General features: G+C 61.9%; 19 protein-coding genes. 16 read left to right on the top strand and 3 right to left on the bottom strand.

The genetic code is table 11. From position 1 onward, the window contains the following. The first annotated feature begins 4 nt into the window (after positions 1–4). The 3 genes from E4O98_RS19735 (at position 5) to E4O98_RS19725 (ending at position 2762) form a co-directional block, all read left to right on the top strand. On the top strand, positions 5–772 hold the full coding sequence (locus E4O98_RS19735) for an SDR family oxidoreductase (protein ID WP_223018860.1): 768 nt from the start codon (positions 5–7) through the stop codon (positions 770–772). A 70-nt stretch (positions 773–842) separates the two neighbouring features. Beyond that, complete coding sequence (locus tag E4O98_RS19730; protein ID WP_248136050.1) at positions 843–2276, top strand: PLP-dependent aminotransferase family protein; 1434 nt, start codon at positions 843–845, stop codon at positions 2274–2276. Between the two features lie 84 nt (positions 2277–2360). After that, the gene (locus tag E4O98_RS19725) at positions 2361–2762 is read left to right on the top strand and encodes a cupin domain-containing protein (protein ID WP_248128004.1); all 402 of its coding nucleotides are present in this window, start codon (positions 2361–2363) and stop codon (positions 2760–2762) included. Between the two features lie 66 nt (positions 2763–2828). Here E4O98_RS19725 and E4O98_RS19720 read toward each other — a convergent pair whose 3' ends face one another. After that, positions 2829–3458 carry a DNA-3-methyladenine glycosylase I gene (locus tag E4O98_RS19720; protein ID WP_282445154.1) on the bottom strand — a complete coding sequence of 210 codons (630 nt, stop codon included), beginning with the start codon at positions 3456–3458 and terminating at the stop codon, positions 2829–2831. Between the two features lie 215 nt (positions 3459–3673). Here E4O98_RS19720 and E4O98_RS19715 point away from each other — a divergent pair, with 215 nt between their 5' ends. The 3 genes from E4O98_RS19715 (at position 3674) to E4O98_RS19705 (ending at position 6560) form a co-directional block, all read left to right on the top strand. Continuing rightward, positions 3674–4999 (top strand): C4-dicarboxylate transporter DctA, encoded by a 1326-nt coding sequence (locus tag E4O98_RS19715; protein ID WP_177327440.1) that lies wholly within the window; start codon positions 3674–3676, stop codon positions 4997–4999. A gap of 158 nt (positions 5000–5157) precedes the next feature. Then, positions 5158–5859 (top strand): FadR/GntR family transcriptional regulator, encoded by a 702-nt coding sequence (locus tag E4O98_RS19710; RefSeq protein ID WP_248136049.1) that lies wholly within the window; start codon positions 5158–5160, stop codon positions 5857–5859. A 17-nt stretch (positions 5860–5876) separates the two neighbouring features. Beyond that, positions 5877–6560, top strand: a complete 684-nt coding sequence (locus E4O98_RS19705; RefSeq protein WP_078821218.1) for a GntR family transcriptional regulator — start codon at positions 5877–5879, stop codon at positions 6558–6560. A 179-nt stretch (positions 6561–6739) separates the two neighbouring features. Here E4O98_RS19705 and E4O98_RS19700 read toward each other — a convergent pair whose 3' ends face one another. Further along, the gene (locus E4O98_RS19700; protein WP_032880832.1) at positions 6740–11608 is read right to left on the bottom strand and encodes an NAD-glutamate dehydrogenase; all 4869 of its coding nucleotides are present in this window, start codon (positions 11606–11608) and stop codon (positions 6740–6742) included. A gap of 481 nt (positions 11609–12089) precedes the next feature. Between E4O98_RS19700 and E4O98_RS19695 the strand changes: the two genes are divergently transcribed. The 7 genes from E4O98_RS19695 (at position 12090) to E4O98_RS19665 (ending at position 19545) form a co-directional block, all read left to right on the top strand. Beyond that, the gene (locus tag E4O98_RS19695) at positions 12090–12443 is read left to right on the top strand and encodes a hypothetical protein (protein ID WP_078821216.1); all 354 of its coding nucleotides are present in this window, start codon (positions 12090–12092) and stop codon (positions 12441–12443) included. Positions 12444–12702: 259 nt separating this feature from the next. Further along, a complete protein-coding gene (locus tag E4O98_RS19690; RefSeq protein ID WP_005787860.1) occupies positions 12703–13662 on the top strand; it encodes a MoxR family ATPase in 960 nt (319 codons plus the stop codon). 5 nt (positions 13663–13667) lie between these two features. Further along, positions 13668–14600 carry a DUF58 domain-containing protein gene (locus E4O98_RS19685; protein WP_005787858.1) on the top strand — a complete coding sequence of 311 codons (933 nt, stop codon included), beginning with the start codon at positions 13668–13670 and terminating at the stop codon, positions 14598–14600. Next, positions 14597–15091: a DUF4381 domain-containing protein gene (locus tag E4O98_RS19680; RefSeq protein ID WP_017136650.1), complete on the top strand. Its 495-nt coding sequence runs from the start codon at positions 14597–14599 to the stop codon at positions 15089–15091. The genes E4O98_RS19685 and E4O98_RS19680 overlap by 4 nt, the downstream gene beginning before the upstream one ends. Continuing rightward, positions 15084–16172, top strand: a complete 1089-nt coding sequence (locus tag E4O98_RS19675) for a VWA domain-containing protein (RefSeq protein WP_248136048.1) — start codon at positions 15084–15086, stop codon at positions 16170–16172. Before E4O98_RS19680 ends, E4O98_RS19675 begins: the two co-directional genes overlap by 8 nt. After that, complete coding sequence (locus E4O98_RS19670) at positions 16169–17908, top strand: tetratricopeptide repeat protein (protein WP_078821215.1); 1740 nt, start codon at positions 16169–16171, stop codon at positions 17906–17908. Before E4O98_RS19675 ends, E4O98_RS19670 begins: the two co-directional genes overlap by 4 nt. Then, positions 17905–19545 (top strand): BatD family protein, encoded by a 1641-nt coding sequence (locus E4O98_RS19665; RefSeq protein WP_032880828.1) that lies wholly within the window; start codon positions 17905–17907, stop codon positions 19543–19545. Before E4O98_RS19670 ends, E4O98_RS19665 begins: the two co-directional genes overlap by 4 nt. Before the next feature lie 139 nt (positions 19546–19684). On the opposite strand, the gene E4O98_RS19660 is transcribed toward E4O98_RS19665, so the two are convergent. Beyond that, entirely contained in the window at positions 19685–20155 is a 471-nt protein-coding gene (locus E4O98_RS19660; protein WP_177327417.1) for a hypothetical protein, read from the bottom strand. Positions 20156–20477: 322 nt separating this feature from the next. On the opposite strand from E4O98_RS19660, the gene E4O98_RS19655 reads away from it, so the two are divergent. The 3 genes from E4O98_RS19655 to E4O98_RS19645 are packed head-to-tail and all read left to right on the top strand — an operon-like array spanning position 20478 to position 25944. Further along, complete coding sequence (locus tag E4O98_RS19655) at positions 20478–21719, top strand: exonuclease SbcCD subunit D C-terminal domain-containing protein (protein ID WP_078821214.1); 1242 nt, start codon at positions 20478–20480, stop codon at positions 21717–21719. Further along, positions 21716–25354 carry an AAA family ATPase gene (locus E4O98_RS19650; RefSeq protein WP_248136047.1) on the top strand — a complete coding sequence of 1213 codons (3639 nt, stop codon included), beginning with the start codon at positions 21716–21718 and terminating at the stop codon, positions 25352–25354. The genes E4O98_RS19655 and E4O98_RS19650 overlap by 4 nt, the downstream gene beginning before the upstream one ends. Further along, positions 25351–25944, top strand: a complete 594-nt coding sequence (locus E4O98_RS19645) for a glutathione S-transferase (protein WP_103734988.1) — start codon at positions 25351–25353, stop codon at positions 25942–25944. The genes E4O98_RS19650 and E4O98_RS19645 overlap by 4 nt, the downstream gene beginning before the upstream one ends. Positions 25945–26181 lie beyond the last annotated feature (237 nt).

Below are 26181 nucleotides of genomic sequence, written 5' to 3'. Positions count from 1 at the left end.
CCTTATGTCCAAGACCAACCTGTTTGACCTTGACGGCAAGATCGCCTTCGTTTCCGGCGCCAGCCGTGGTATCGGCGAGGCCATTGCCAAGCTGCTGGCCCAGCAAGGCGCCCACGTGATCGTCTCCAGCCGCAAGCTGGAAGGTTGCCAGCACGTCGCCGACGCGATCATTGCCGACGGCGGCAAGGCCACGGCGATTGCCTGCCATATCGGTGAAATGGAGCAGATTACCCGGGTGTTCGCCGGCATCCGCGAACAGTTCGGCCGCCTGGATATTCTGGTCAACAACGCCGCGACCAACCCGCAGTTCTGCAACGTGCTGGATACCGACCTTGGCGCATTCCAGAAGACGGTCGACGTGAATATCCGCGGTTACTTCTTCATGTCGGTGGAAGCCGGCAAGCTGATGCGCGAGAACGGCGGCGGCAGCATCATCAACGTGGCATCGATCAACGGTATTTCGCCGGGCGTGTTCCAGGGCATCTACTCGGTCACCAAGGCTGCCGTGATCAACATGACCAAGGTGTTCGCCAAGGAATGCGCGGCATTCGGCATCCGTTGCAACGCACTGCTGCCGGGCCTGACTGATACCAAATTCGCCTCGGCGCTGGTCAAGAACGATTCGATCCTGAAAGTGGCCCTGGCGCAGATCCCCCTCAAGCGCGTCGCCGACCCCAGCGAAATGGCCGGCGCGGTGTTGTATCTGGCCAGCGATGCGTCAAGCTACACCACCGGTGTGTCGTTGAATGTAGACGGCGGCTTCCTGTCCTGACGCTGCCTGGTTTCTTCAGATCGATTTGCGCGTAACCTTGGCGCGGATCGATCTGTCTCCAGGATGAAACATGGAACTGCACCTCGTCATCAATGGCCGCAAGGACCTGGCTGCCCAGCTTTATCAGCAACTGCGCGAAGCTATCGCCACCGGGCGACTGTCGGCGGGTGCGCAACTGCCACCGAGCCGCCTGCTCGCCGAACAACTGGGCGTATCGCGCAAGACGGTGTCGGATACCTACACCACACTCACGTACGAAGGCCTGCTGATCGGCAAGATCGGCCGCGGCACTTTCGTCAATGCGTGGGCGCCCCAACCCGATCGTGTGCAAACCGCCACCGACCTGGCCTGCGCCGCCAACCTGGGCAAGTGGGCAGCACTGCCCTCGCCCATGGGCCACCCGTCCCGTGAGGGCATCCTGCGCTACGAATTTATCGGCGGCGCGACTGCACGCAACCAATTCCCCCAGGACGAATGGCGACGCTGCACCCAGGATGCGCTGCGCCGTATCGCCCAGAACAGTGGTTTCTACAGCCAACCGGAAGGGTTACCGGCATTGCGCGAGGCCATCGCCGGGCATATCGCGTTTTCCCGAGGGGTCAAATGCCGCGCCAGCGATATCGTGGTCACCAATGGCGCGCAGCAGGCGCTGGACCTGATTGCCCGCGTGGTGCTGGAACCCGGCAGCATGGTCGCGATGGAAGACCCAGGCTATAGCCCCGCGCGCCAAATGTTCGTAGCGATGGGCGCCAGCGTCGCCAGCGTGGCCGTCGACGAACAGGGGCTCCAGGTCGACCAGATCCCCGATGGCACCCGTCTGATCTATGTAACCCCGTCCCACCAGTTCCCCCTCGGCATGCCGATGAGTCAGAGGCGCCGCCAGGCACTGCTGGACCGCGCAATCGAGCTGGGTGCGATCATCATCGAAGACGACTACGACAGCGAATTTCGCTACGAAGGGCGCCCCACCGACTCCCTGCAAAGCCTGGACACCCGAGGCGTGGTCACCTACGTCGGGACCTTTTCCAAAACCCTGTTGCCCGAGTTGCGCCTGGGCTACGCGGTGCTGCCGCCAGCGATCTATGGCGCGGTGCTCAAGGCCAAGCAGTTGACCGACCAGCACAGCTCTACCCTGCCGCAGTGGGCATTGGCGAAGTTCATCAGCGAAGGCTACCTGCTCAAGCATATTCGCCGTTGCCACAGCATCTACGCGGGGCGTCGCGAACGAATACTGCAGCGTCTGGCGGGCGATCTGTCACCGTGGTTCGAGGCGGTTCCGACGGTGGCGGGCTTTCACCTGGCGGCATTGTGCAAGGTGGCGTTGAATATCCCATTGCTGATAGAACAGGCGCGTCAGGTCGAGGTGGGGTTGTACCCCCTGGACGTATTCTTCCAAGACGTGCCATTACGCTCGGGGCTGATTTTCGGCTTCGGCGCCATCGAGACCCTGGACATCGATCCGGCGCTGGACAAGGTGCGCGATATTCTCCGGCAGATTGGCTAAGGGGTTTTCCGGCGTATTGGTCATTGGTGGCGTACAGGCTACGGCGTAGGGTGAAGAGGTCTCGAACTACGCGGAATCCTGATCATGAAACGATTGCTCGCCACCACGCTGATGCTCACCTCCCTCAGCGCATTTGCCCACGACCCGGTATACAACCAGGAAACGCTCAAGGTGCTGCAGGAGCACCCCTTGACCAACGTGCCCGGCAAGAAAACCATCATGCTCACCGTTGACTACGCCCCCGGCCAGGCCACCGTGCCCCATAGCCACACCGGCACCGCCGTGGCTTATGTGCTCGAAGGCGAGATCACCTCGCGGGTCAATGATGAAAAGGCGATCACCTACAAAGCCGGGCAATCGTTCTACGAACCGGCCGGCTCGCGGCATTTTGAGTCAAGCAATGCCAGCCAGACCCAACCGGCCAGGCTGCTGGTGGTGATGGTGCTGGATGACAAGGCTGAGGTACTCACCCCGCTTCCCAAATAATCAGCAACACCACAAAACCCATGGGGGAGCTGGCTTGCCTGCTCCCACAGTTTTAACCGTGTCTGGTCAGGGACGTTTGAATAGGTCGCGCTGGTGTTCAATGCGCAGCCGGCACTCGCAACCCTCCAGATGATCATTGACCATCCCCATCGCCTGCATCAACGCATACATCGTGGTCGGGCCGACGAAGGTCCAGCCGCGTTTCTTCAGGGCCTTGGACAAGCGCATCGAAGCCGCTGAGGTCGGATTGGCCGTCCAGTAAGCCATGTCCACCACTGCCGGCCGCTCTTCTGCGGCGGGCTCGAACGCCCACAGCCAGCGCGCCAGCGAGCCGGTCTCCTCCACAAGTTCACAGGCCCGGCGTGCGTTGTTGATGGCCGAGATGATCTTTGCCCGATTGCGCACGATGCCCGGCTCGCTCATCAACCGCTCAATGTCCGCTTCGCCGTACTGCGCCACCCGGCGAAAATCAAAACCCTCGAACGCCTGCCGAAAGTTATCGCGCTTGCGCAGAATGGTGATCCACGCCATCCCAGCCTGAAACCCCTCCAGGCAGATCTTCTCGTACAACGCGATGTCATCCGCCACCGGCACACCCCACTCGTGGTCGTGGTAATGCAGGTACGCAGGCGCTGCAGTGCGCCAGGCGCAATACATGCGCCCTGCTTCGTCGGTTGTAAGCCCTGATTGGTCCATCCATCACCTCGTATGCCCAAGGCGATGATACGCAAAAAAAATTAATCCCCGTCAACCGCTCAAGCACCGTACTTACCGACCAACTGGTCAGACCGGGACCTGCCAACCGCTGAATATTTACTTGTTGTTTGAAAAAAACCAAGCGTAGACTGGCCGCGCACTGGACTTACCGGTAAGACCACAACAATTAAGCCCTGGAACCACCAGGGCACCGAATAGAGATCCCTCCCATGCTCAGATGGTGCTCGCGTTCGATTTTCCTGCAAGTCGTGATTGGCCTGATGCTCGGCATCGCCTGCGGCCTGGCCCTTCCCGAATTTTCCTCACAACTCAAACCCCTGGGCGACGGCTTTATCAAGCTGATCAAAATGCTGATCGGCCTGATCGTGTTCTGTGTCGTGGTCAGCGGTATTTCCGGCGCCGGCGATTTGAAGAAGGTCGGGCGTATCGGGCTCAAGTCGGTGATCTACTTTGAAGTGCTGACCACCGTCGCCCTGGTGCTTGGCCTGATCATGGCCTTCAGCACCGGCATCGGCAGCGGCGCCAATATTCATCTTGAGCAACTCTCTTCCGCCGGCTTGAATGAGCTGGCCGACAAGGGCCAACACATCAAGGGCACCAGCCAGTTCCTGATGGACCTGATTCCCAACTCGGTGATCGGTGCGTTTGCCGATAACAACGTGTTGCAGGTGCTGCTGTTCTCGGTGCTGTTCGGCAGTGCGCTGAACCTGGTGGGCGAAGCGGCCAGCGGTATCTCGCGGCTGATCAATGAGCTTAGCCATGTGATCTTCCGCATCATGGGCATGATCGTGCGCCTGGCGCCGATTGGCGTATTCGGTGCCATCGCGTTCACCACCAGCACCTACGGCCTGGACTCGCTGCAACACCTGGGCAGCCTGGTTGGGCTGTTCTACCTGACGTGCTTTGCCTTTGTCGCGCTGATCCTCGGGCTGGTAATGCGCTTGTCCGGCCTGCGGATGCTGCCGCTGCTCAAGTACCTGCGCGAAGAGCTGCTGATCGTGATGGGCACCGCTTCGTCCGACGCTGTGCTGCCGCAGATCATGCGCAAGCTGGAACATTTGGGCATTGGCAGTTCCACCGTGGGTTTGGTAATTCCCACCGGGTACTCGTTCAACCTCGACGGTTTCTCGATCTACCTGACCCTGGCCATCGTGTTTATCGCCAACGCCACCGGTACACCGCTGTCGATGACCGACTTGTTGACCATCCTCCTGGTATCGTTGATCACCTCCAAAGGCGCCCACGGCATTCCGGGCTCGGCACTGGTGATTCTAGCGGCGACACTCACGGCGATCCCGGCAATTCCGGTGGTGGGCCTGGTGTTGGTGCTGGCGGTGGACTGGTTCATGGGGATCGGTCGTGCGCTGACCAACCTGATCGGCAACTGCGTGGCTACCGTGGCGATTGCTCGCTGGGAAAAAGATATCGATATCCAGCGTGCCAACAAGGTGCTCGACGGCCAGCAGGGCTATGCCTTTCAGGCCAAGAAGCCGGTGCTGCCGGCGCATCAGGAGTTCTAGGACAACACCCATCCAATGTGGGAGCTGGCTTGCCTGCGATAGCGGTGAGTCAGCGTCAAATGTAGTGCCTGACACTCAGTCATCGCAGGCAAGCCAGCTCCCACATTGGCCCTTTGCCAGACTGAATACTGTATGAGCAACATCAAGGAGCCTTCGACGTGATCAGCACCTCAACCGTCGTCAATTCAGTGGTAGAAAAACTGCGCGCCGCCTTGGCGCGAGGCCAGTGGCGCCGCGGTGAAATGCTGCCAGGCCAGCGTGAGCTGGCCGAGCAACTGGGTATCAGCCGCCCGAGCCTGCGTGAAGCGGTGATCGTGCTGGAGACCTTGGGCCTGGTGCGTTCCATGCCGGGCAAAGGTGTGGTGGTACTGGAAACCAGCGTCAGCGAGCCGCAGTCGAGCGACGCGGTGGCCGACGCCAGCCTGGAAGACATCCTGCAACTGCGCTATACCCTCGAACCCTTCATCGTCGGCCTGGTCGCCCAATCCATCAGCAGCAAGGAAATCGGCCAACTGCGCCTGACGCTGATGGACATGCGCGAAGCCCTGGATGCCGGCGACGCCGAGGCGGGCATGAACGCCTACATCGACTTTCACGAAGAACTGTTTGCCCTGACCTCCAACCCGATCTTCCAGAACGTGGTGCAGCAAACCAGCACCGCGCTCAAACAAAGCGCCCAGGTATTGCGCAACTCCCCTGAACACCTGGCCGAACGCCTGCAAGAGAACGAAGCCGTGGTACGCGCCATCCGCAACAAGAACAGCGCCCTGGCCAGTGCCGAATTGCGTCGGCACATCCTGCAGGAAGGCTTGCGCATGGGCATTCGCTTGAATATCCCGGATGACCATCTGGGCAGCTGAATAATTGGAGACCGGCCATGAACGTCCACGCCCTGCAACGTGACCCTCTGCCCTGCCTGCGCCTGGTGTCGGGCAAGAAGCCTTCGGTTGACGACATCTACCCGCGCTTGTTCGACGCGATCCTTGAGCAACGCATTGCGCCTGCCAGCCGCTTCACCGAAGAAGGCCTGGGCGAACTCTTTGGCGTGAGCCGCAGCGTGATTCGCCGGGTGCTCGCCAAGCTGTCCCATCAGCAAGTGGTCATCCTGCGCCCCAACCAGCGCGCCCAGGTCGCCGCGCCGGATGCCCAGCACACACGGCAGATTCTTGAAGCACGGCGCCTGACCGAAATGACCGTGGTGCAACTGGCCTGCGCCCAGGCCACAGCGATGCAAATCCGCCAACTGCGCGAGCTGATTGCGCAGGAGCGCGACGCCATTGAGCGTGACCAGCGTGGGCCGGCGATCCGGTTTTCTGGAGAGTTTCATCTGCAACTGGCGCACATGGCAGGCAATGCGCCGTTGGCACAGTTTCTCAACAGCCTGGTGCCGTTGACGTCGTTGATCATTGCGCAATTTGAAACGAAGGCCTGCACGTATTGTGCGTGGCAGGAGCATGTGGCGATTGTGGATGCCGTGGAACAGCGCGACGCCCACACGGCTGTCGCCCTGATGACTCAGCACCTGGATCACCTGGAAACCCGGCTACTCAAACACCACTGATTCCGAATGAAGTTCAAACTGTGGGAGCTGGCTTGCCTGCGATAGCGGTGTACCAGTGACTCGATTATTAACTGACCCACCGCTATCGCAGGCAAGCCAGCTCCCACATTGATCGCATTCCAGATCAAATAAAAAGCCCCCGCATCTCACGATGCGGGGGCTTTTGGTTTACCGAAGCATCAAGCCGGCTGCAACACCGACTGACCACTCAACGCCAGGTCCAGCAACTCACGATTGGCCACCGCGTACATGGCGTAGTCCGTGCCAACCGCAGCACGAATTTCCACCATCATGGCACGCCAGCGATCAGCCATGTCCTGGTGCTGTTCAAGCCACAGGGCCACGCGGGCTTCCATGTCTTGTGGCGCGTCGGCCATTTGCAGTACCGAAATGGTAATCGCCCGTTGCTGCCAGTCCACGTCATCGCGGAAGGCTTCGCGGGCCTGGGCCTGCCAGTTGTTGGCGACAGGCAGATCGCTGATCTGCTGCAGGTACCACGGCAGGTCCAGGGCGCTGCCGACGGCGAAGTAGGCTTTGGCCACTTCGGCGGCGTCATGCCCGGTCACGTCGGCGGCTTCGATGATCGGCAGCAAGGTGTATAGGTGGGTTGTGCCTGCAACCATGCGTGCCAACAACTCCGGTACGCCGGCCTGGGTGTAGGCCTGGTAACGGTTCTGCCAGCCTTCACGGGTCGGACCTTCCAGCAGTTCGTCGAGCTTGAGGCCCAATGCTGCCAGATGCGGACCGAAGTGCGCAGTGTCACGCCCGGCGTCCTGTTCGTTGCGACGGCTGCGCAGGAACCAGCGCGTAGCACGACGGCCCAGGCGCATCAGCTCGTCCATCAGCTCCAGTTGCACGTCGGCCGACACCTGGTGGTCCAGGGCTTCGATCTGACGGAACCAGTGCGGGAGGTGGAAGATATCGCGCACGATCACATAGGCACCGGCGACGTTCGCCGGGCTCATGCCGGTCGACTCTTTGAGTCGCTGCACGAAGGTGATGCCCATGTGGTTGACCAGGTCGTTGGCGATCTGGGTGCTGACGATCTCGCGCTTGAGGCGATGGCGACGCATGGCTTCGGAGAACTTGGCCACCAGGCTCGGTGGGAACGCGGTCTCCATGTCACGGGTCAGGTATTCGTCATCCGGCACCAGGGATTTGAGCAGCGCTTCCTTGAGGTCGATCTTGCTGTACGAAATCAGCACCGACAACTCCGGACGGGTCAAGCCCTTGCCGGTCGAAGCGCGCTCGGTGAGCTGCTCTTCGGTCGGCAGGTACTCGATGGCGCGGTCCAGCTTGCCACGGCCTTCCAGGTCACTCATCAGGCGTTTGTACTCGGCGGCGCGCTCGTAAGCCTTGCGTGCGGCCAGGGACAGGGCCTGGGTCTGCTTGTAGTTGTTGCCCAACACCAGGTGGCCGACTTCGTCGGTCATGCTCGCCAGCAACTGGTTGCGCTGCTTGTCGGTCATGTCACCGGCCTGCACCACTTCGTTGAGCAGGATCTTGATGTTCACTTCGTGGTCGGAGCAGTCCACGCCACCGGCGTTGTCGATGAAGTCGGTGTTGGAACCGCCGCCATTGAGGCCGAATTCCACACGGCCCAGTTGGGTCATGCCCAGGTTACCGCCCTCGCCCACCACCTTGCAGCGCAGCTCGTTGCCGTTGACACGCAGCGCGTCGTTGGCCTTGTCGCCCACGTCGGCATGGCTTTCGGTGCTGGCCTTGACGTAGGTACCGATACCGCCGTTCCACAACAGGTCCACCGGCGCCTTGAGCAAGGCGTTGAGCAGTTCGGTCGGGGTCAGCTTGTCGGCCTGGATGTCGAAACGCTCTTTCATCTGTGGGGAGATGGCGATGCTCTTGGCGCTTCGCGAGAAGATACCGCCGCCTTCAGACATGATGCTGGTGTCGTAGTCGGTCCAGGACGAACGCGGCAGCTCGAACATGCGCTGGCGCTCGACGAAGCTGGTGGCCGGGTTCGGGTTCGGGTCGATGAAGATGTGCAGGTGGTTGAAGGCCGCGACCAGTTGCAGCTTGTCGGACATCAGCAAACCATTACCGAACACGTCACCGGCCATATCGCCGACGCCCACTACGGTGATGCTGTCTTCCTGCACGTTGATGCCGCGCTCACGGAAGTGACGCTGCACACCGACCCACGCGCCCTTGGCGGTGATGCCCATTTTCTTGTGGTCGTAACCGGCAGAACCGCCGGAAGCGAACGCGTCACCCAGCCAGAAACCGTAGTCGATAGCGATGCCGTTGGCGATGTCGGAGAAGGTTGCAGTGCCCTTGTCCGCCGCCACCACCAGGTAGGGGTCATCGTCGTCATGACGCACGACGTTGGCCGGTGGCACCAGGGCGCCGTCCTTCAGGTTGTCGGTAATGTCCAACAGGCCGGAAATGAAGATGCGGTAGCAGGCGATGCCCTCGGCCGCGATCTCGTCCCGGCTGCCGCCCAATGGCAGGCGACGCGGCAGGAAGCCGCCCTTGGCGCCCACCGGCACGATCACCGAGTTTTTCACTTGCTGGGCTTTTACCAGGCCGAGCACTTCGGTACGGAAGTCTTCTTCACGGTCGGACCAGCGCAGGCCGCCGCGAGCGACGTTGCCGAAGCGCAGATGCACGCCTTCAACACGGGGCGAGTACACGAAGATTTCAAACTTCGGCACCGGCTTGGGCAGCTCGGGGATCGCGTGCGGGTTGAACTTGAAGCTGAAGTACGACTTGTTCTGGCCGTTGGCGTCAGTCTGGTAGAAGTTGGTACGCAGGGTCGCCTTGATCAGGTCCAGGTAGCGACGCAGGATACGGTCTTCGTTGAGCACCTGAACGTCGTCCAGGGCGGTGAGGATCGCTTGTTCCAGGCGTTGCTGCTTGTCTTCCAGGTCGTCGGCGGTGAGCTTGCGCGCCAGGTAGAAGCGGGTCTTGAACAACCGGGTCAACTCGCGGGCGATGTCGGTGTGGTTGTTCAGGGTGCTGGCGATATAGCCCAGGTCGAAGCCCAGGCGGATCTGCTTGAGGTAGCGAGCATAAGCACGCAGCAACGCGACGTCGCGCCATGGCAGGCCGGCGGTCAATACCAGGCGGTTGAACGCATCGTTCTCGGCATCGCCATGCACGATGTGCACGAATGCGTCCTGCAGGGTGTCGTTGAGCTGCTGGATATCCAGGTTCACGCCTTCGGCGGCGATGAATGCAAAGTCATGGATCCAGAACTCACGGCCATTGGCATGGCGCAGGCGATACGGAAACTCGCCCAGCACGCGCAGGCCGAGGTTTTCCAGGATCGGCAGCACGTCGGACAGCGCCAGCGGGGTGTCAGCGTGATAGAGCTTGCAATGCAGTTCGCGCTGACCGGAGACCTGGCCCAGCGGCTGATAGAAGCTCATCACCAGCGGGTTGGCTTCGGTGAGGCTGTTCAGATGCTGCATATCGACCACGGCCGAATGCGCGGCGAAACGCTCGCGGTAGCCGGCCGGGAAGCCTTTGGGGAAGTCCGCCAGCACGTTGGTGCCGTGGGCTTCGCCGAAACTCTCCACCACCAGACTGGCGTAGTCGTCCTGCCAGCTGCGGCAGGCTTGCACCACTTCTTTTTCCAGTTGCAGCGGGTCGATGTCCAGGCGGTTCTTCGGGTCGACCCGCAGAATCAGTTGCACACGGGCCAGCACGGACTCGGAGAAGAAGGTCCAGAACTCGCAGTCCGAAGCCTTGAGGCGATCCATCAGCACTTGCTGGATCTTCTGACGCACTTCGGTGGAATAGATATCGCGCGGCACATAGGCCAGGCAGTAGCAGAAACGACCGTACGGATCTTTGCGCAGGAACACGCGGATCTTGTTGCGTTCCTGGATCTGCACGATCGACATCACGGTGCTGAACAGCTCGTCGACCGGGGTCTGGAACAGGTCGTCACGGGGCAGCACTTCAACCACTTGGGCCAGTTCCTTGCCCAGATGCGCCTTGGCCTGGAAGCCCGAGCGACGCTCGATTTCCGCTACCTTGCGGCGAATGTACGGGATCACTCGCACGCTTTCGCCGTACACCGAGGAGGTGTAGAGGCCCATGAAGCGGTGTTCCTTGATGACCTTGCCGTCGGCACTGATCTCGCGGATCGACACGTAGTCCGGATACGCCGGGCGGTGCACGCGGCTTGGGTGTGCAGCCTTGGCGAACGACAGCACCGTCGGTTCACGCAGGTAGGCCACGGCGTAGTCTTCGATGCGCAGGTCTTCGGCGGTGAGGCCGGCGCGCAACAGCTTGGTCAGACCGAGGAAGGAGCTGGCGTCATATTCGATATGACCGCCGTCCGCCTCGTCACGTACCACGAACTCTTCATAGCCCAGGAAGGTGAAGTGGTTGCCCACCAGCCATTCCAGGAAGTTCTTGATCTCGGCTTTTTCTTCACCGTCGATCGTGAATGCGCTGGCGTCGATACCGGCCAGCAGGTCCTGGACCTTGGCTTTCATCGGTTCGAAATCGGCCACGGCCACGCGAACTTCGCCCAGCACCTGCTCCAGCTCTTTGCTCAGCACGTTCAGCTCGGCGGCGTTGGCGCAGCGGTCGATTTCCAGGTACATCAGCGATTCTTGCAGGATGCCTTCGCCCTGGGTGCCCTTGGGCAGGATTTCCAGCAACTCACCCTTGCTGCCACGGCGCACGCTGAGCACGGTGGTTTGCAGGGTATGGATGCTGTAGCCACGGCGGTTCAGCTCGGTACGGACCGAGTCCACCAGAAATGGCAGGTCATGGTGCAGCACTTCGACCGCGGTGTGGGTCGATTGCCAGCCATGACGTTCGTAATCGGGGTTGTAGACCCGCACTTGCGGTTGGGTGTGATCGAAGCGCTCAAGCAGGCGCCAGGCAGACAGGGTGCAACCGGCCAGGTCGGAAAGGCGACGCTGGGTCAGTTCGTCCAGGGAAATGATGCCGAAGAATTGCTCAGCGAACAGCGCCACTTGTGGCAGTGCCTGTTCACTGATGTGCTGCGCCAGTGCCGCTTGCAGTTGATGCTGGAAGTCGGCCTTGCTGGCTGCGGTGAAGAACGCCATCTGTGGTACTCCGCTTGGGCTTGTTATTGATGGAAGCGTCGCGTGTTATCCCCTTGCGGGGAGACCGTCAGCTCTGTTCGTGGGTCACGATAAACGAATCAGGCCGACAGGTGGGTGAAGCTGGACAGGACAGTCAGGTCACATACAACTTCCACAAGATGCACACCTTGCCGGGTGACGGTACGACGGGCAGGTCAGGCGCCGGGCGCGGGGCACATCCGTTGCGCAGCTTAACGAGTGTAGGAAGACCGCTGCTTGCGACGCTGCGACATATTCGGTCATCGGTAAGCAGGCAATAGGTTGCAACTTGGGCAACCGCGTTTTTCCGGGCAAAAAACCTGCGTTTTTCAGCCCTCTGAGTACCGAAAATGGCTGATACCGCACGCCAGGTCATGCCCTGGGTCTGACACACCCTGCAGCATAAAATTCGCCGCAATGGCACAATTGCCAGCGCAACGCCCTCCTCCACACAGGATTTCCCATGCTGCAGCTGAAAACCGACGCCCTGATGGCCACCCCGTGCGACGAAGAAGAAGACAACATGGCCATGCTTTGCTGCCACGGCAAGAACGGCGAAATGTTCATGTTGAGCCGCTACCCGGATGAAGAGGAAGTGGAACTGACCTGGGATTACGAGCCGTCGACGCTGGATGGGCTGAAGATCACCTTGAGTGCCACGACGTTGCTGATCGAACTTGCAGCCGGTGATGCCGATGCATTGGGTGGCAAGGATCATCTGGAGATCACCCACGCCACGGCCGCATCCGACCTGGCTGAAGTGGAGGAAACCTTGCAGAAAATCCTCGCAGGCACTGGCACTTTCATCCGGACTTGAGCTGCACCCTGGTTCAAATGTGGGAAGGGGCTTGCCCCCGATAGCGGCGGGCCAGTTAATACATCGGTGCCCGACACACGGGCATCGGCGGCAAGCCCCCTCCCACATTGACCGTGTTCCCACACCAAAAGCCTACAAGTTTTTCTGAAAATACCCGTGACGTCGTTAGTCGTCACCCCCTTCGATGCATTAAAGTAAGCCTCCCAAGCCTGGCGCTCGCGCTCCACCATCAGGCTCATCTTTCCAGGAACCGTCATCGATGGAACATCGTGAAGCGCTGCTTGCGCTGCGAACCTTTCTTTCTACGCAGATTCTCGGCCAGGAAAAACTCATCGATCGCCTGCTGATCGCCCTGCTCGCCGACGGCCATATGCTGGTCGAAGGCGCACCGGGGCTGGCCAAGACCAAGGCGATCAAGGAGCTGGCCGAAGGCATCGAAGCGCAGTTCCATCGTATCCAGTTCACCCCTGACCTGCTGCCCGCCGACATCACCGGCACCGAGATCTATCGCCCGGAAACCGGCAGTTTCGTGTTCCAGCAGGGGCCGATATTCCATAACCTGGTGCTCGCCGACGAAATCAACCGCGCCCCGGCCAAGGTCCAGTCGGCCTTGCTTGAAGCGATGGCCGAGCGCCAGGTCAGCGTGGGCCGCAGCACTTACGAGCTATCGCCGCTGTTTTTGGTGATGGCCACGCAGAACCCCATCGAGCAGGAAGGCACCTACCCTCTGCCCGAAGCCCAGCTCGACCGCTTCCTCATGCACGTGAAGATCGGTTTCCCGGACGCCGCCGTCGAACGGCGCATCCTTCAGCAGGCCCGCGGCGAAGCGCTCAATGGCGAAACCAAGCCCGAGCGGCGCGTCAGCCAACAGGCGATCTTTGCCGCCCGCAAGGAAATCCTTGGCCTGTACATGGCCGATGCGGTAGAGGAATACCTGGTGCAACTGGTCATGGCCACGCGTACGCCTTCCAAGTTCGACCCGGAAATGGCCGAGTGGATCGCCTATGGCGCCAGCCCCCGAGGCTCCATCGCCCTGGACCGTTGCGCCCGCGCCCACGCCTGGCTGGCCGGTCGCGACTTCGTGAGCCCCGAGGATATCCAGGCGGTGCTGTTCGACGTGCTGCGTCACCGCATCATCCTGTCGTTCGAAGCCGAAGCTGCCGGGATCGACCAGGACCGCGTGGTGCAACGCATTCTTGACGTTGTTGCCGTCGCTTGAAGCCGATGAACGCCAGCGATGGTATACGCGTAACCCTCAGTGAACTGATTGAGATGCGTCACCACGTGCGCGAAGTGCAGCTGTTCTCCACGCCCGGCCAGCGCAGCCCGTTGATCGGCCTGCACCACTCCAAGCTGCGCGGGCGCGGTGTGGACTTCGATCAGGTGCGGGTGTACCAGGCGGGCGACGACGTGCGCACCATCGACTGGCGCGTGACAGCGCGCACCCAGGAACCGCACACCAAGTTGTTCCACGAAGAACGCGAACGGCCGATCTTTATCATGGTGGAGCAAAGCTGCCGTCTGTTCTTCGGCTCGGGGCAGATGTTCAAGTCGGTGCTCGCCGCACAAGCGGCCAGCCTGATCGGCTGGGCGGCCCTGGGGCATAACGATCGGGTCGGCGGACTGGTGTTCGGCGACAGCGAGCACTACGAAATCAAGCCTCGACGCAGCAAACAAAGCCTGTTGCAGCTGCTTAACCGCCTGGTGCGGGTCAACCAGAGCCTGAACACCGAAAGCCGCCCCGAAGCTGATGCCCTGGGCATGGCCTTGCGCCGTGGCCGTGAAGTGTTGCGACCGGGCAGCCTGGGGATTGTGATCTGCGATGAACGGGCGCTGACTGACAGCGCCGAGCAACAGCTGAGCCTGCTGTCGCGACATTGCGACCTGCTGCTGCTGCCCATTTCCGACCCGCTTGATCACGCCCTGCCCGCCGCCGGGTTACTGCGCTTCGCAGAACGCGGCGCACAGCTGGAACTGGACACCCTGAACATTGATTTGCGCCAGGCCTACAAAGCCCAGGCCGAAGCGCGTATCGCCCGCTGGGAACGGCTCGCGCAAAAGCTGCGGGTGTTGTTGATGCCGTTGAGCACACAGAGTGAAATGGTCGAGCAATTGCGCGAGTACCTCAACCCGCAACGCCCGGTTAAAAAACAATGAGCAGCCTGGACCAACTGCAACCGCTGATCGCGCCGCCGGCCATCGGCTTCTGGCCGCCTGCGCCCGGCTGGTGGCTGTTGCTGCTGGTGATCCCGCTGCTCGGCTGGGGCCTGTGGTGGTTGCGCCGCTTCCTGCCAACCCGCCGCCCCGTGGCCCGCGCCGAACAACCGCTGGACCCGCTGCGCATCGCCGCCCTCGCCGAACTGGCCTTGATGCCCAAGCCCTACGACGGCGCGCCCGCAGGTGCCTGGCTGCAACAACTCAACGGCCTGCTCAAGCGCCTGTGCCGTAACGACTACCCGTATAGCCAGAGCCATACCCTCAACGGCCGCAAATGGCTGGCCTTCCTCGACAACCGCTGCCCCGCCGCCGGCCTGACGCGCTGGATGGTACTGGTGGAAGGCGCCTACAAGCCCGAATGCAAACTCGACGACAAAGCTATCGCCGGCCTGACTCAAGCTGTCGACACCTGGATTCGCAAACATGTTTGAGTTCGCCTGGCCGTGGATCTTTACCCTGTTGCCATTGCCCTGGTTGATGCGCCTGATCCTGCCCGCGGCCGACAGCGGCGAACCGGCATTGAAAGTCAGCTACCTGAGCGACCTCGAAGGCTTGGCCCGCCGTCGCGCCCGCGCCAACCTGCCAGGCTGGCGCCAGCAGGCCCCCTTCGTGGTGCTGTGGCTGCTGCTGTTGACTGCCGCCGCACGCCCGCAATGGCTGGGCGAGCCTTTGCCAATTGCCGCCAGTGGCCGGGACTTGCTGGTGGCGGTCGACGTGTCAGGCTCCATGGATTTCCCCGACATGCACTGGCAGGGTGAGGACGTGAGTCGCCTGGCCCTGGTCAAACACCTGCTCGGGGACTTTCTTGAAGAACGCGAAGGTGACCGCGTGGGCTTGATCCTGTTTGGTACTCAAGCCTACCTGCAGGCACCGCTGACCTTTGATCGGCGCACCGTACGTACCTGGCTGGACGAAGCGCGTATCGGCATTGCCGGCAAGAACACCGCCATCGGCGATGCCATTGGCCTGGCCTTGAAACGCCTGCGCCAACGCCCGGCGCAAAGCCGTGTGCTGATCCTGATCACCGACGGCGCCAATAACGCCGGGCAGATCGACCCGTTGACGGCAGCGCGACTGGCGGCCGAAGAAGGCGTGAAGATTTACCCGATCGGCATTGGCGCCGACCCGGAGCAAACCGGTTCCCTGGGCATTCTCGGCGTAAATCCGAGCCTGGACCTCGACGAGCCGGCGCTCAAGGCGATGGCCGAGGCCACCGGCGGTCAATATTTCCGCGCCCATGACGGCGAGGAACTGCAGCAGATCAAGGAGACCCTCGACACCCTGGAGCCCGTCGAACAACAACCCACCCAAGCGCGACCGGCCCAGGCGTTGTACAGCGGCCCGCTGGCGCTGGCGCTGATCTTGAGCCTGTTGCTGGTGATCCAGGAACGCTGGCCCAACAACGCCTTGCAACGCGGGTTCAACAAGCTGTCGAGCAAAGGGATCTTCCTGCAACAACACCCTGAATGGCGCCAGCGCCTCAAGCGCTTGCGTTTGCGGAGACGTCGATGATCGCCCTGTGGCCGCACTGGTTCCGGCCCTGGTGGCTATTGCTGCTGCCGCTGCTCGGCTGGTTGCTGTGGCAGTTGTGGCACCGACAAAAGCGCGCCGGCCGCTGGCAGATGATCCTGCCACCGGCCTTCCATGCCGTACTGCTCAGTGGCGGCAACGGCCGCGAGAGCAAATCGCCGTGGGTGCTGCTGGGCATCGCCTGGCTGTTGGCCGTGCTGGCGTTGCTGGGGCCCAGTTGGCAACGGGTTGAACAGCCCAGTCAGAAACCCGCTGACCCGCTGGTGGTACTGCTGGAACTGACCCCGGAAATGCTTGCCACCGACAGCCCGCCCAACCGCCTGGAGCAGGCGCGGCGCAAGCTGTATGACCTGCTGCAAGCACGCACCGATGCGCAAACCGCCATCGTCGTGTATGCGGGCAGCGCCCATACGCTGGTGCCGCTGTCGGACGACCTGGCCACCAGCCGCAATCTGCTGGAGGCCCTGCGCCCTTCGATCATGCCCGAGCCCGGCCATCGCGCCGATCTGGCCGTGGAAAAAGCCCTCGGCCTGCTCAAGCAAGGCGGGCTCGGCCAGGGGCGCCTGCTGCTGATCGGCTCCTCGCTGTCGAAACAGGAGCGCCAGGGCATCCGCCTGCAACTGCAAAGCGCCCAGGCACCGCCCTTGTCGATCCTCGGCATCGGCAGCCGTGAAGGCACACCGGTGACCCAGGAAAGCGGCGAGTTCCTCAAGGACGACCAGGGCGCGATCCTGGTGCCACGCCTCGACAGCCCGACGCTCAAGGCCTTCGCCAGTGAAATGGGTGGCCGCTACCGTGCAGCGCGCCTGGATGACAAGGACCTGCGCCAACTGGGTATGCTCGACAGCGTACAAGCCCTGCGCAACGACGGCCAAGTGCTGCACCTGGACACCTGGGCCGATCAGGGTTACTGGCTGCTGCTGCCGCTGTTACTGCTGGCCGCCTGCGCCGGGCGTCGCGGCTGGCTGTTCTGCCTGCCGTTGCTGTTGCTGGGCGCGCCACAACCCAGTTACGCCTTTGGCCTTCAGGACCTGTGGCTGCGCCCCGACCAGCAAGGTCAATACCTGCTCAAGCACAAGCGCCCAGCCGAAGCCGCCGAACACTTTCAAGACCCGCAATGGCAAGGTGTAGCCCTGTACGAAGCCGGCAATTACGCCGAGGCGATCAAACGTTTTGCCCAGGGCAACGACGCTTATTCCCACTACAATCGAGGCAATGCCCTGGCCAAAGCCGGTGAACTTGAAGCCGCTATCGACGCCTACGAGCAAGCCCTGGAAGCCCAGCCCGATCTGCAACCGGCGCTGAAAAACAAGGCCCTGGTTGAAACCCTGATGCAAGAGCAAGCCGAGCCCGAGCCGACCCAGCCTGCAAAAAACGAAGATGACGAAAGCCCCCAACCCGGCCAAACTGCGCAACCGGGGGCCAGCGGGCAAACGGGCCAGAGTGGCGAACAATCGCCCCAGGGCCAGGGCGAAGCCAGCAGCGGTGAAACTCAGGCCGGCGCCACCCCACAGCCAGGCCACAATGAAGTGCCGGGCAGCGAACTGGGCGACGAGCACACCACCACGCCGCCCCTGCGCCCTGTCGACACCCGCCTTGAAGGTGAACGCCGCCAGGCGCTGGAGCAATGGCTGCAAGAAATCCCGGACAATCCCGGTGAGCTGCTGCGGCGCAAATTCTGGTACGAACAGCAACAACATCAGGACACGACTCGATGAGCCGCCGCACCACCCTTTTGCTTCTGCTCGCGTTGTCGGCAGGCCACGCCCAGGCGGCGAACCTGGTTGCCAGCGTTGACCGTAACCGCCTCAACTCCGGGGAAACGGTGGAGCTGACGGTGGAGTCCAGCGATGTAACCCAATTCGGCAAGCCGGACCTGTCGCCCCTGGACGCACAGTTTGAAGTCAGCGGCACCCGCCAGATCAACCAGCTCACCACCCTGGGCGGCGATAACCACGCCACCACCCGCTGGATCATCACCCTGCTGCCCAAGGAAAACGGCAACGTGATCATCCCGCCGTTGCAAGTGGGCGCACTCAAGACCCAGCCGATCACCCTGCAAGTGGTCGAAACCGCCAGCCAGAACACCAGCACCGAGCTGGCCCCAGTATTTATCGAGGCCAACCTCGACCAGACCGCCGTGTACGTCCAGGCCCAAGCGCTGTTGACCGTACGCGTGTACCACTCGGTATCGCTGTATGACGACAGCAGCCTCACGCCCTTGCAGATTCCCGATGCACGTGTCGAACAACTGGGCGAGTCGCGTACCTATGAGAAGGTCATCAACAGCATCCGCCATGGCGTGATCGAGACCCGCTACGCTGTCTACCCGCAGCACAGCGGCACGGTGGTGATTCCGGCGCAGACCTTCAGCGCTACCCTGGTCGAATCGCGCCCACCCCAGGAAAACACACTGCAGGGCACCAAGCCGGGCAAGATGATCCACGTCAGCTCTGCGGCCCTGCCGTTGACGATCAAACCCAAGCCGGACCTCTACCCCGCCGACGCTCCCTGGCTGCCGGCGCGCAGCCTGACCCTGAGCGAAGGCTGGAACCCTACGCCGGACCACGTGCAGGTCGGCGACTCTCTGACTCGCAGCCTCACCGTGCAGGCCGAGGGCTTATCCAGCGCACAGTTGCCGGCGCTGCCCAGCGCCGACGTCAACGGCCTGCGCCGCTACCCGGACCAACCGGTACTGGGCAACCAGACCAGCGACCGCGGCCTGATCGGCAGCCGTGAAGACCGCGAAGCCCTGGTGCCAACCCGCGCCGGCGAGCTGGAACTGCCGCCGGTGGAAGTGGTGTGGTGGAACACCCACGAAGATCACCTGGAACGCACCAGCCTGCCGGCGCGCACTGTGCAAGTGGCGGTCAATCCCAGCCTGGTGGTGGACGCACCCGCCACGCCGACCATCATCACTGCACCCGACGATGAGCGCCTGTGGCTGTGGCAACTGAGCACACTGATCCTGGCATGCACCACGTTGCTGGGCTTCGGCCTGTGGTGGCGCGCCCGTCGGCAGCCGGCCGTACAGCGCGCCGCGCAAACCGGCCCGAGCCCGCGCACCCTGCTCGACGACCTCAAGCGCGCCACCCAGGCCAACGATCCGCAAGCCACCCGCCAGGCCCTCGATGCCTGGGCGCGTCAACAGCCGGAAACCCTGGCCGACATGGCGGCGCGGTTTGTGCCATTGTCAGATGCCCTGGATGGCTTGAACGGCGCGCTGTACAGCGAAAGCGGCCAGTACTGGCTGGGTGAAGACCTGTGGCGTGCGATCAAGGCCATCCCCGTGGCCGAACGCGAGCAGGACCCGGCGACCGACACCACCAGCTTGCCGCCGTTGTATCCCAAGTAATACCGCAAACTCATGTGGGAGGGGGCTTGCTCCCGATGGCAGAGTTTCAGTTGATACATCTTTAACTGACCCACCACTATCGGGAGCAAGCCCCCTCCCACAGTTGCCCTGTGTCGCCTGTTCGACATCCATCTGGATGTTAGTGATTACGGCGCGGCACCTTCCATTCACGATGGGGGAATTTGTACAGATAGTTCAGGTTATCCATATCGAACCGGCCATCTTCCTTGCCGGGGCCACCAAAGAAGCTGATGCCGATATCCAGCTTGCGCAGCAGTTCGGGGCGTGACAACAACTCCAGTGCCGTGTGGTGTGCCTCTGGAGAAAATGACCTGTCGCTGGCTATCAGACCGGCCGCTTCTTTCAATTCATTGAAGTTTACGTAGCTGTCTGTCGCCCCGGCGGCGAACTCGCGAAAGTGGTCGCGGACCAGCCCTATCAGTTGCCGGTCGGTCACTCCACCAAAAGGACGCGCGTGAGGGGCGCCGGCTTGGGCCTCAGCGCTTCGCGCTTGCCGATGGCTGGACGAGGGTGAGGTTTTTTCAGGGTTCACCTGCTGAGGCATCACGTGAAAAGGACTAATAGGGGATGCATTTATTGAAACTGTCATGGTGAGTCTCTGATTCCGAAGGTTAATTAAGGCGTCCACGTGAGTGTGTGGTCCTCCCCTGCCCAACCGTTCCCCACGGCTGGCGCCCAACGCGACATGGCCCGCGCAATGGCCTGCCTGCCCCCCCCAACCCCGTCAACACCCATAACCCCTGTGGGAGGGGGCTTGCTCCCGATAGCGGTGGATCAGCCAATTAATCCATATCTGATTCACCGTCATCGGGGCAAGTCCTCTGCTATATCGGGTCTGGGCCACTGGCAGGCACTGTGTGCGTGTTTACAGGTAAACTCCCCTCCTTTTCATCTTCTCCACGGAGTTCGCCTTGCGTCTGTTTCACACCTCCGACTGGCACCTGGGCCAAAACCTCCACGGCCAGGAACGCGACTTCGAACATGCCTGTTTCCTTGAGTGGCTGCTGGGCCAACTGAAGGCCCAACGCCCGGATGCGTTGTTGATCGCTGGCGATATCTTCGACACGGTCAACCCGCCGCTCAAGGCCCAGGAACGCCTGTATGACTTCATCATCAGCGCCCATGAGCAAAACCCGACGCTGACGATTGTGATGATCGCCGGCAACCATGACTCCGGCTCGCGTATCGAGCTGCCCGCGCCGTTGATGCGCCGCCTGCGCACTCATGCCCTGGGCCGGGTGTTGTGGCTTGACGATGGCCAGTTGGACGCCGAACGCCTGCTGATCCCCTTGCCGGATGCCAAAGGCAAGATTGCCGCCTGGTGCCTGGCGCTGCCATTCCTGCGCCCGGCGGAAGTTACCGGTGCGCATCTGGGAGACGACTACTTGCGGGGTATCGGCCAGGTGCATGAATGGCTGATCGCCGCCGCCAATGCCAAACGCAAAAAAGGCCAGGCACTGATAGCCATCAGTCATGCGCACATGGCCGGGGGGTCGGTATCGGAAGACTCCGAGCGCAGCCTGATCATCGGCAATGCCGAGGCACTGCCGGCCAGCCTGTTCGACAAAACCGTCGGCTATGTTGCCCTCGGCCACTTGCACAAGCCGCAACAGGTCAATGGCGAAGAGCGCATTCGCTACAGCGGCTCGCCGATTCCGCTGTCGTTTTCCGAGATTGGCTACAAGCATCAGGTGCTCGACGTGACGTTCCAGGGTGAACGGCTGGTGGGCGTCGAACCGCTGCTGATCCCCCGTTCAGTCAACCTGCAACGTCTGGAAGCCGCACCGCTGGCGGACATCCTCAAGCAGCTGCGCGACCTGCCGGACATCGACCTGCTGGCCGAAACCCAACGTCACCCTTGGCTGGAAGTGCGGGTACGCCTCGACGAACCACAGCCAGACCTGCGCCAGCAGATCGAAACCGCCCTGCAAGGCAAGGCCGTACGCCTGGTGCGCATCGCCGCCGAATACGCCGGCCAGCGCGGCAACAGCGAAAGCGACGATGAGCGCTTGATCGAACTCGACCAGCTCACGCCCCAGGAATTGTTCAGCCGTGCCTGGCAGGACAGCTATGGCAGCGAAGTGGATGAACAAACCCTGAAGGATTTCGCCGTGCTGCTCCAGGAAGTGCAACAGGAGGGCGAACAGCCATGAAGATCCTCGCTATCCGCCTGAAAAACCTCGCCTCCCTGGCCGGGCCGTTCGAGATCGACTTCACCGCCGAGCCCCTGGCCAGTGCGGGCCTGTTCGCTATCACCGGGCCGACCGGCGCGGGTAAAAGCACGCTGCTTGACGCATTGTGCCTGGCGTTGTTCGGCGCGGTGCCGCGCCTGGGCGATACCGGCCAGGCCAAGATGCCGGACGCCGACACCGATATCTCCATCGGCGATCCGCGCACGCTGATTCGGCGCGGCACCGGCGGCGGTTATGCCGAAGTGGATTTCGTCGGCGTCAGTGGCCGTCGCTACCGTGCGCGCTGGGAAGCCAACCGCGCCCGCGACAAGGCCGGCGGCAAGTTGCAGAACAGCCGGCAAAGCTTGATCGACCTGGACAGCGAGCAACTGCTGGCCAGCCAGAAAACCGAATACAAGACTCAGCTTGAGCTGGCCCTGGGCCTGAACTTCGAGCAGTTCACCCGTGCGGTGTTGCTGGCGCAAAGCGAGTTCAGCGCCTTCCTCAAGGCCAATGACAATGAGCGCAGCGAACTGCTGGAAAAGCTCACCGACACCGCGCTGTACACCCAACTGGGGCGACGTGCATTCGACAAGGCCAAGGAGGCCAGGGACGCCCACAAACAGTTGCAAGACCAGGCCACCGGCGTAGTGCCCTTGGCACCTGAAGCCCGCGCCGAACTCGATCAACAGTTGGCCGAGGCCCAGCAACAACTCAAGACCCAGCAGGCCCAGCTCAAGCAGTTGGAGTTGCAGCACACCTGGCTTAAAGAGTTGCGTGAGTGGCAAGAGCGCCAGCTCAGCGCCGTCGAACAACTGCAGCAGGCCCAGCAGCAGTGGGACAACCAAGGCCCGCAACGCCAGGACCTCAATCGCCTGGAGCAATTGGCACCGCAACGTCATCACTTCCTGCGCCAGGCTGAACTCGGCACCCTGCTGACGCCACTCGCGGCACAGATTCAGCAACAGCTGGAGCAGCAAGTCGCCCTGCATACCCGCCAGGACCAGGCGCAACAACAGCAAGTGGCCGCCCAAGCGGCGCTGGCCGACGCCCTGAAAAACCAGGCCGAGGCGGCTCCCCTGCTGCGCCAGGCCGTTGAAGAACAGAACACCCTCGCCCACTTGACCCGGGAACTGGCCAAGCGCAGCGAAGAAAAACAACAACAGCAAAGCGCCTGCAACGAAGGCCACGCCCTGCTCACGGGTCTGCAAGACACGCAAACCCAAGTCGCCGAGCGCCTGCACCGCCTGGCTGCCGAGCTTGAGCACAGCGCCGCCCTTGCCCCGCTGAGCGAAGCCTGGAACGCCTACCGCGACCGTCTGCAACAGCTGATGGTGATCGGCAATCGCCTCAACAAGGGCGAGGCCGAACTGCCGCAACTCGAACAGCGTGCCAGCGCCGCCGCCGATCAGTTCACCCAACAGCGCGAAGCCCTCGACCTGCTCTATCAGGAAGCCGGTGCCGAACCCCACGCGGTGGCCGAGCAAATTCAGTTGCTGGCCAGCCTGCTGCAGGATAATCGCAAGCAACAGCGTGCTTTCGAAGACCTGGCCCGCTTGTGGGACAGCCAGCAGCAACTGGATCAACAGACAGGCGCGCTGACACAACAACTCGCCGATGCCGCGCAACGCCGCGAGCGACTGAACCAGAGCGGTTTGCAAACCAAGGCCGAACTCAGCGTGGCTGAGCAAACCCTGACGGTGACCAAGCAACTGCTGGAACGTCAGCGCCTGGCCCGCAGCGCCAGCGTCGAAGAGTTGCGCGCGCAATTGCAGGATGACCAGCCCTGCCCGGTGTGCGGCAGCCACGAGCATCCGTATCACCAGCCCGAAGCCCTGTTGCAGAGCCTGGGTCGCCATGACGAGAACGAAGAAGCCACGGCGCAAAAGGCGGTCGACGACCTCAAGGAAAAACTCAATGAACTGCGCGGTGAAGTCGGTGGACTGATCGCCGAACAGAAGGAGTTCCTGCGCCAACAGGAACAGCTGGCGATACAACAGCAAGGCCTGGCACAGAGCCTGGAGGCCCATCCGCTGTACGCCTCGTTGTTCAATCAGGACGCGGCCAAACGCAGCGGCTGGCTGGCTCAGCAACTGGCCCAACTGACCCAGAGCCTCACTCAGGACGAACAACGCCAGGACGCCCTGCTCAACCTGCAACAAAACGCCGGGCGCCTTCAGCAGCAGTTGCAAGCCGCTCAGGAGGCCAGCCAGCAAACCCGGCAGTTGCTGGTGGACCAGCAACGGGAATTGGCCAAGGACCGCGAACGCCTCGACGCAGAACTCGCCACCTTCGCCACCCTGTTGCCCACCCAAACCCTGGAGGGTTTGCGCAGTGCGCCTGCGGCGACCTTCATGCAGCTCGACCAGCAGGTCAGTCAACGCCTTGAGCAGTTGGGCCATCAGCGCGATGAACTGGCCGAGCAGCAGGAGCGCCAGCAGGCCATCGAGAAACAGCAGACCCACCAGCAACATCGCCAGCAGCAGCTCGACGCGCTCACGCTGCAAGTCACCGAAGTGGCCTCACAGCAACAAGCTGTTCAAGAAAAACTCAGCGCCTTGCTGGGCGACCACGCCAGCGCCGAACACTGGCAGCAGCAACTGGAGCAGACCGTCGCGCAGTCACGCCAAAGCGAGACCGACGCCAACCACGAGCTGCACACCGTGCACACGGCCCTGGTCCAACTGGCTGCTGACCTTAAGGCCCAGCAGGACCGCCAGCACGCGCTGCAAGCGGAACAACAAGCGCTTGAAACACGCATCAATGAATGGCGCACGCTGCACCCCGATCTGGATAACCAGGGCCTGTCACGTTTATTAGCCTTCGATGAGGCTCAGATCGCGCAGCTACGCCAGGACCTGAACAGCAGCGAAAAAACTGTCGAGCAAGCCAAGGTGCTGCTGCAAGAGCGCGAACAGCGCTTGGCCGAACACCAGGCCTTGCACAACGGCAATCTCGACGCCGATCAACTGGACCACACCCTGGCGGCGCTCAATCAGCGGCTGGCCGAAGGCGAGAAGCATTGCGCCGAACTGCGCGCCCGCCAAGCCGAAGATCAACGCCGCCAGGACGCCAACCAGGCCCTGGCCGAACAGATCACCAAGGCCTATGAAGAATGGCAGCGCTGGGCGCGCCTGAATGCGTTGATCGGTTCGGCCACCGGCGACACCTTCCGCAAGATCGCCCAGGCCTACAACCTCGATTTGCTGGTGCACCATGCCAACGTGCAGTTGCGCCAACTGGTGCGCCGCTACCGGCTTAAACGCGGCGGCAGTATGCTCGGGCTGTTGGTGATGGACACGGAGATGGGTGACGAATTGCGCTCGGTACACTCACTGTCCGGTGGCGAAACCTTCCTGGTGTCATTGGCGCTGGCCTTGGGCCTGGCGTCCATGGCCTCAAGCACCTTGAAGATCGAGTCGCTGTTTATCGATGAAGGTTTCGGCAGCCTCGACCCCGAGTCCCTGCAATTGGCCATGGACGCTTTGGATGGTTTGCAGGCTCAGGGCCGCAAAGTGGCGGTGATCTCTCACGTTCAGGAAATGCACGAGCGTATCCCGGTGCAAATCCAGGTCAAGCGCCAGGGCAATGGCCTGAGCACCCTGGAGGTCAAGTGAGCCAGGCGCTGCTGTATTCGTTCCGGCGCTGCCCTTATGCAATGCGGGCGCGATTGGCGCTGCGCTATTCAGGCGTGCCGGTGGACATTATCGAAGTGAGCCTGAAAGCCAAGCCGACCGAGATGCTGGCGCTGTCGCCCAAGGGCACGGTGCCGGTGTTGAGCGTCGAAGGCCGAGTGATCGAAGAAAGCCTGGAGATCATGCAGTGGGCGCTGGCACAGCACGATCCCGAGGATTGGTTGTTGCAGGGTGAGCCTGCGGTATTGGCGCTGATCAGCGAGAACGATCAGGTGTTCAAACATCACTTGAATCGATACAAGTACGCAGAACGCTACCCGGAGCAACCGATGGAACATTATCGGGCCGAGGGCGAGGTGTTTTTGCGCAAGCTGGAGGGTTTGCTGACAGAGCGGGAGTATTTGCTTGCCGATCACCTGAGCCTGGCAGATGCGGCGCTGGTGCCCTTTGTAAGGCAGTTTGCCCATGTGGATCGCGAGTGGTTTGCGGGGACGCCGTACTACCGGTTGCAGGCGTGGCTTCAACGGTTTCTGGAATCACCGCTGTTTATTGCGGTGATGGCAAAAACCTGAGTCTTACTCGACTAAATGTGGGAGGAGCTTGCTCCCGATAGCGGTGGGTCAGTCACAGGTGTGCTTACTGATACTCCCTCATCGGGGCATAGGTATCTACACAACTTCTGGTATGGCGCTGTACCTGTGGGAGGGGGCTTGCTCCCGATGGCGGCCTCAGGGCCGACCAGGATGCCGGATCAAACCGAGTACATATCCGTTATTTAGGCAACGGCTACTATTGGTTCCGCTCTTACA

Source organism: Pseudomonas sp. W2Jun17, from assembly GCF_023127795.1.
Taxonomy (GTDB): domain Bacteria; phylum Pseudomonadota; class Gammaproteobacteria; order Pseudomonadales; family Pseudomonadaceae; genus Aquipseudomonas; species Aquipseudomonas synxantha_A.
The sequence above is the reverse complement of the archived record's forward strand: the minus strand, read 5'-3'. Positions and strand labels throughout refer to the sequence as shown.

What these genes read in the sequence shown, in the direction of transcription:
- E4O98_RS19735 (WP_223018860.1), top strand. Translation starts at nt 5, where the DNA reads ATGTCCAAGACCAACCTGTTTGACCTTGACGGCAAGATCGCCTTCGTT.
- E4O98_RS19730 (WP_248136050.1), top strand. Translation starts at nt 843, where the DNA reads ATGGAACTGCACCTCGTCATCAATGGCCGCAAGGACCTGGCTGCCCAG.
- E4O98_RS19725 (WP_248128004.1), top strand. Translation starts at nt 2,361, where the DNA reads ATGAAACGATTGCTCGCCACCACGCTGATGCTCACCTCCCTCAGCGCA.
- E4O98_RS19720 (WP_282445154.1), bottom strand. Translation starts at nt 3,458, where the DNA reads ATGGACCAATCAGGGCTTACAACCGACGAAGCAGGGCGCATGTATTGC.
- E4O98_RS19705 (WP_078821218.1), top strand. Translation starts at nt 5,877, where the DNA reads ATGAACGTCCACGCCCTGCAACGTGACCCTCTGCCCTGCCTGCGCCTG.
- E4O98_RS19700 (WP_032880832.1), bottom strand. Translation starts at nt 11,608, where the DNA reads ATGGCGTTCTTCACCGCAGCCAGCAAGGCCGACTTCCAGCATCAACTG.
- E4O98_RS19695 (WP_078821216.1), top strand. Translation starts at nt 12,090, where the DNA reads ATGCTGCAGCTGAAAACCGACGCCCTGATGGCCACCCCGTGCGACGAA.
- E4O98_RS19690 (WP_005787860.1), top strand. Translation starts at nt 12,703, where the DNA reads ATGGAACATCGTGAAGCGCTGCTTGCGCTGCGAACCTTTCTTTCTACG.
- E4O98_RS19685 (WP_005787858.1), top strand. Translation starts at nt 13,668, where the DNA reads ATGAACGCCAGCGATGGTATACGCGTAACCCTCAGTGAACTGATTGAG.
- E4O98_RS19680 (WP_017136650.1), top strand. Translation starts at nt 14,597, where the DNA reads ATGAGCAGCCTGGACCAACTGCAACCGCTGATCGCGCCGCCGGCCATC.
- E4O98_RS19675 (WP_248136048.1), top strand. Translation starts at nt 15,084, where the DNA reads ATGTTTGAGTTCGCCTGGCCGTGGATCTTTACCCTGTTGCCATTGCCC.
- E4O98_RS19670 (WP_078821215.1), top strand. Translation starts at nt 16,169, where the DNA reads ATGATCGCCCTGTGGCCGCACTGGTTCCGGCCCTGGTGGCTATTGCTG.
- E4O98_RS19665 (WP_032880828.1), top strand. Translation starts at nt 17,905, where the DNA reads ATGAGCCGCCGCACCACCCTTTTGCTTCTGCTCGCGTTGTCGGCAGGC.
- E4O98_RS19660 (WP_177327417.1), bottom strand. Translation starts at nt 20,155, where the DNA reads ATGACAGTTTCAATAAATGCATCCCCTATTAGTCCTTTTCACGTGATG.
- E4O98_RS19650 (WP_248136047.1), top strand. Translation starts at nt 21,716, where the DNA reads ATGAAGATCCTCGCTATCCGCCTGAAAAACCTCGCCTCCCTGGCCGGG.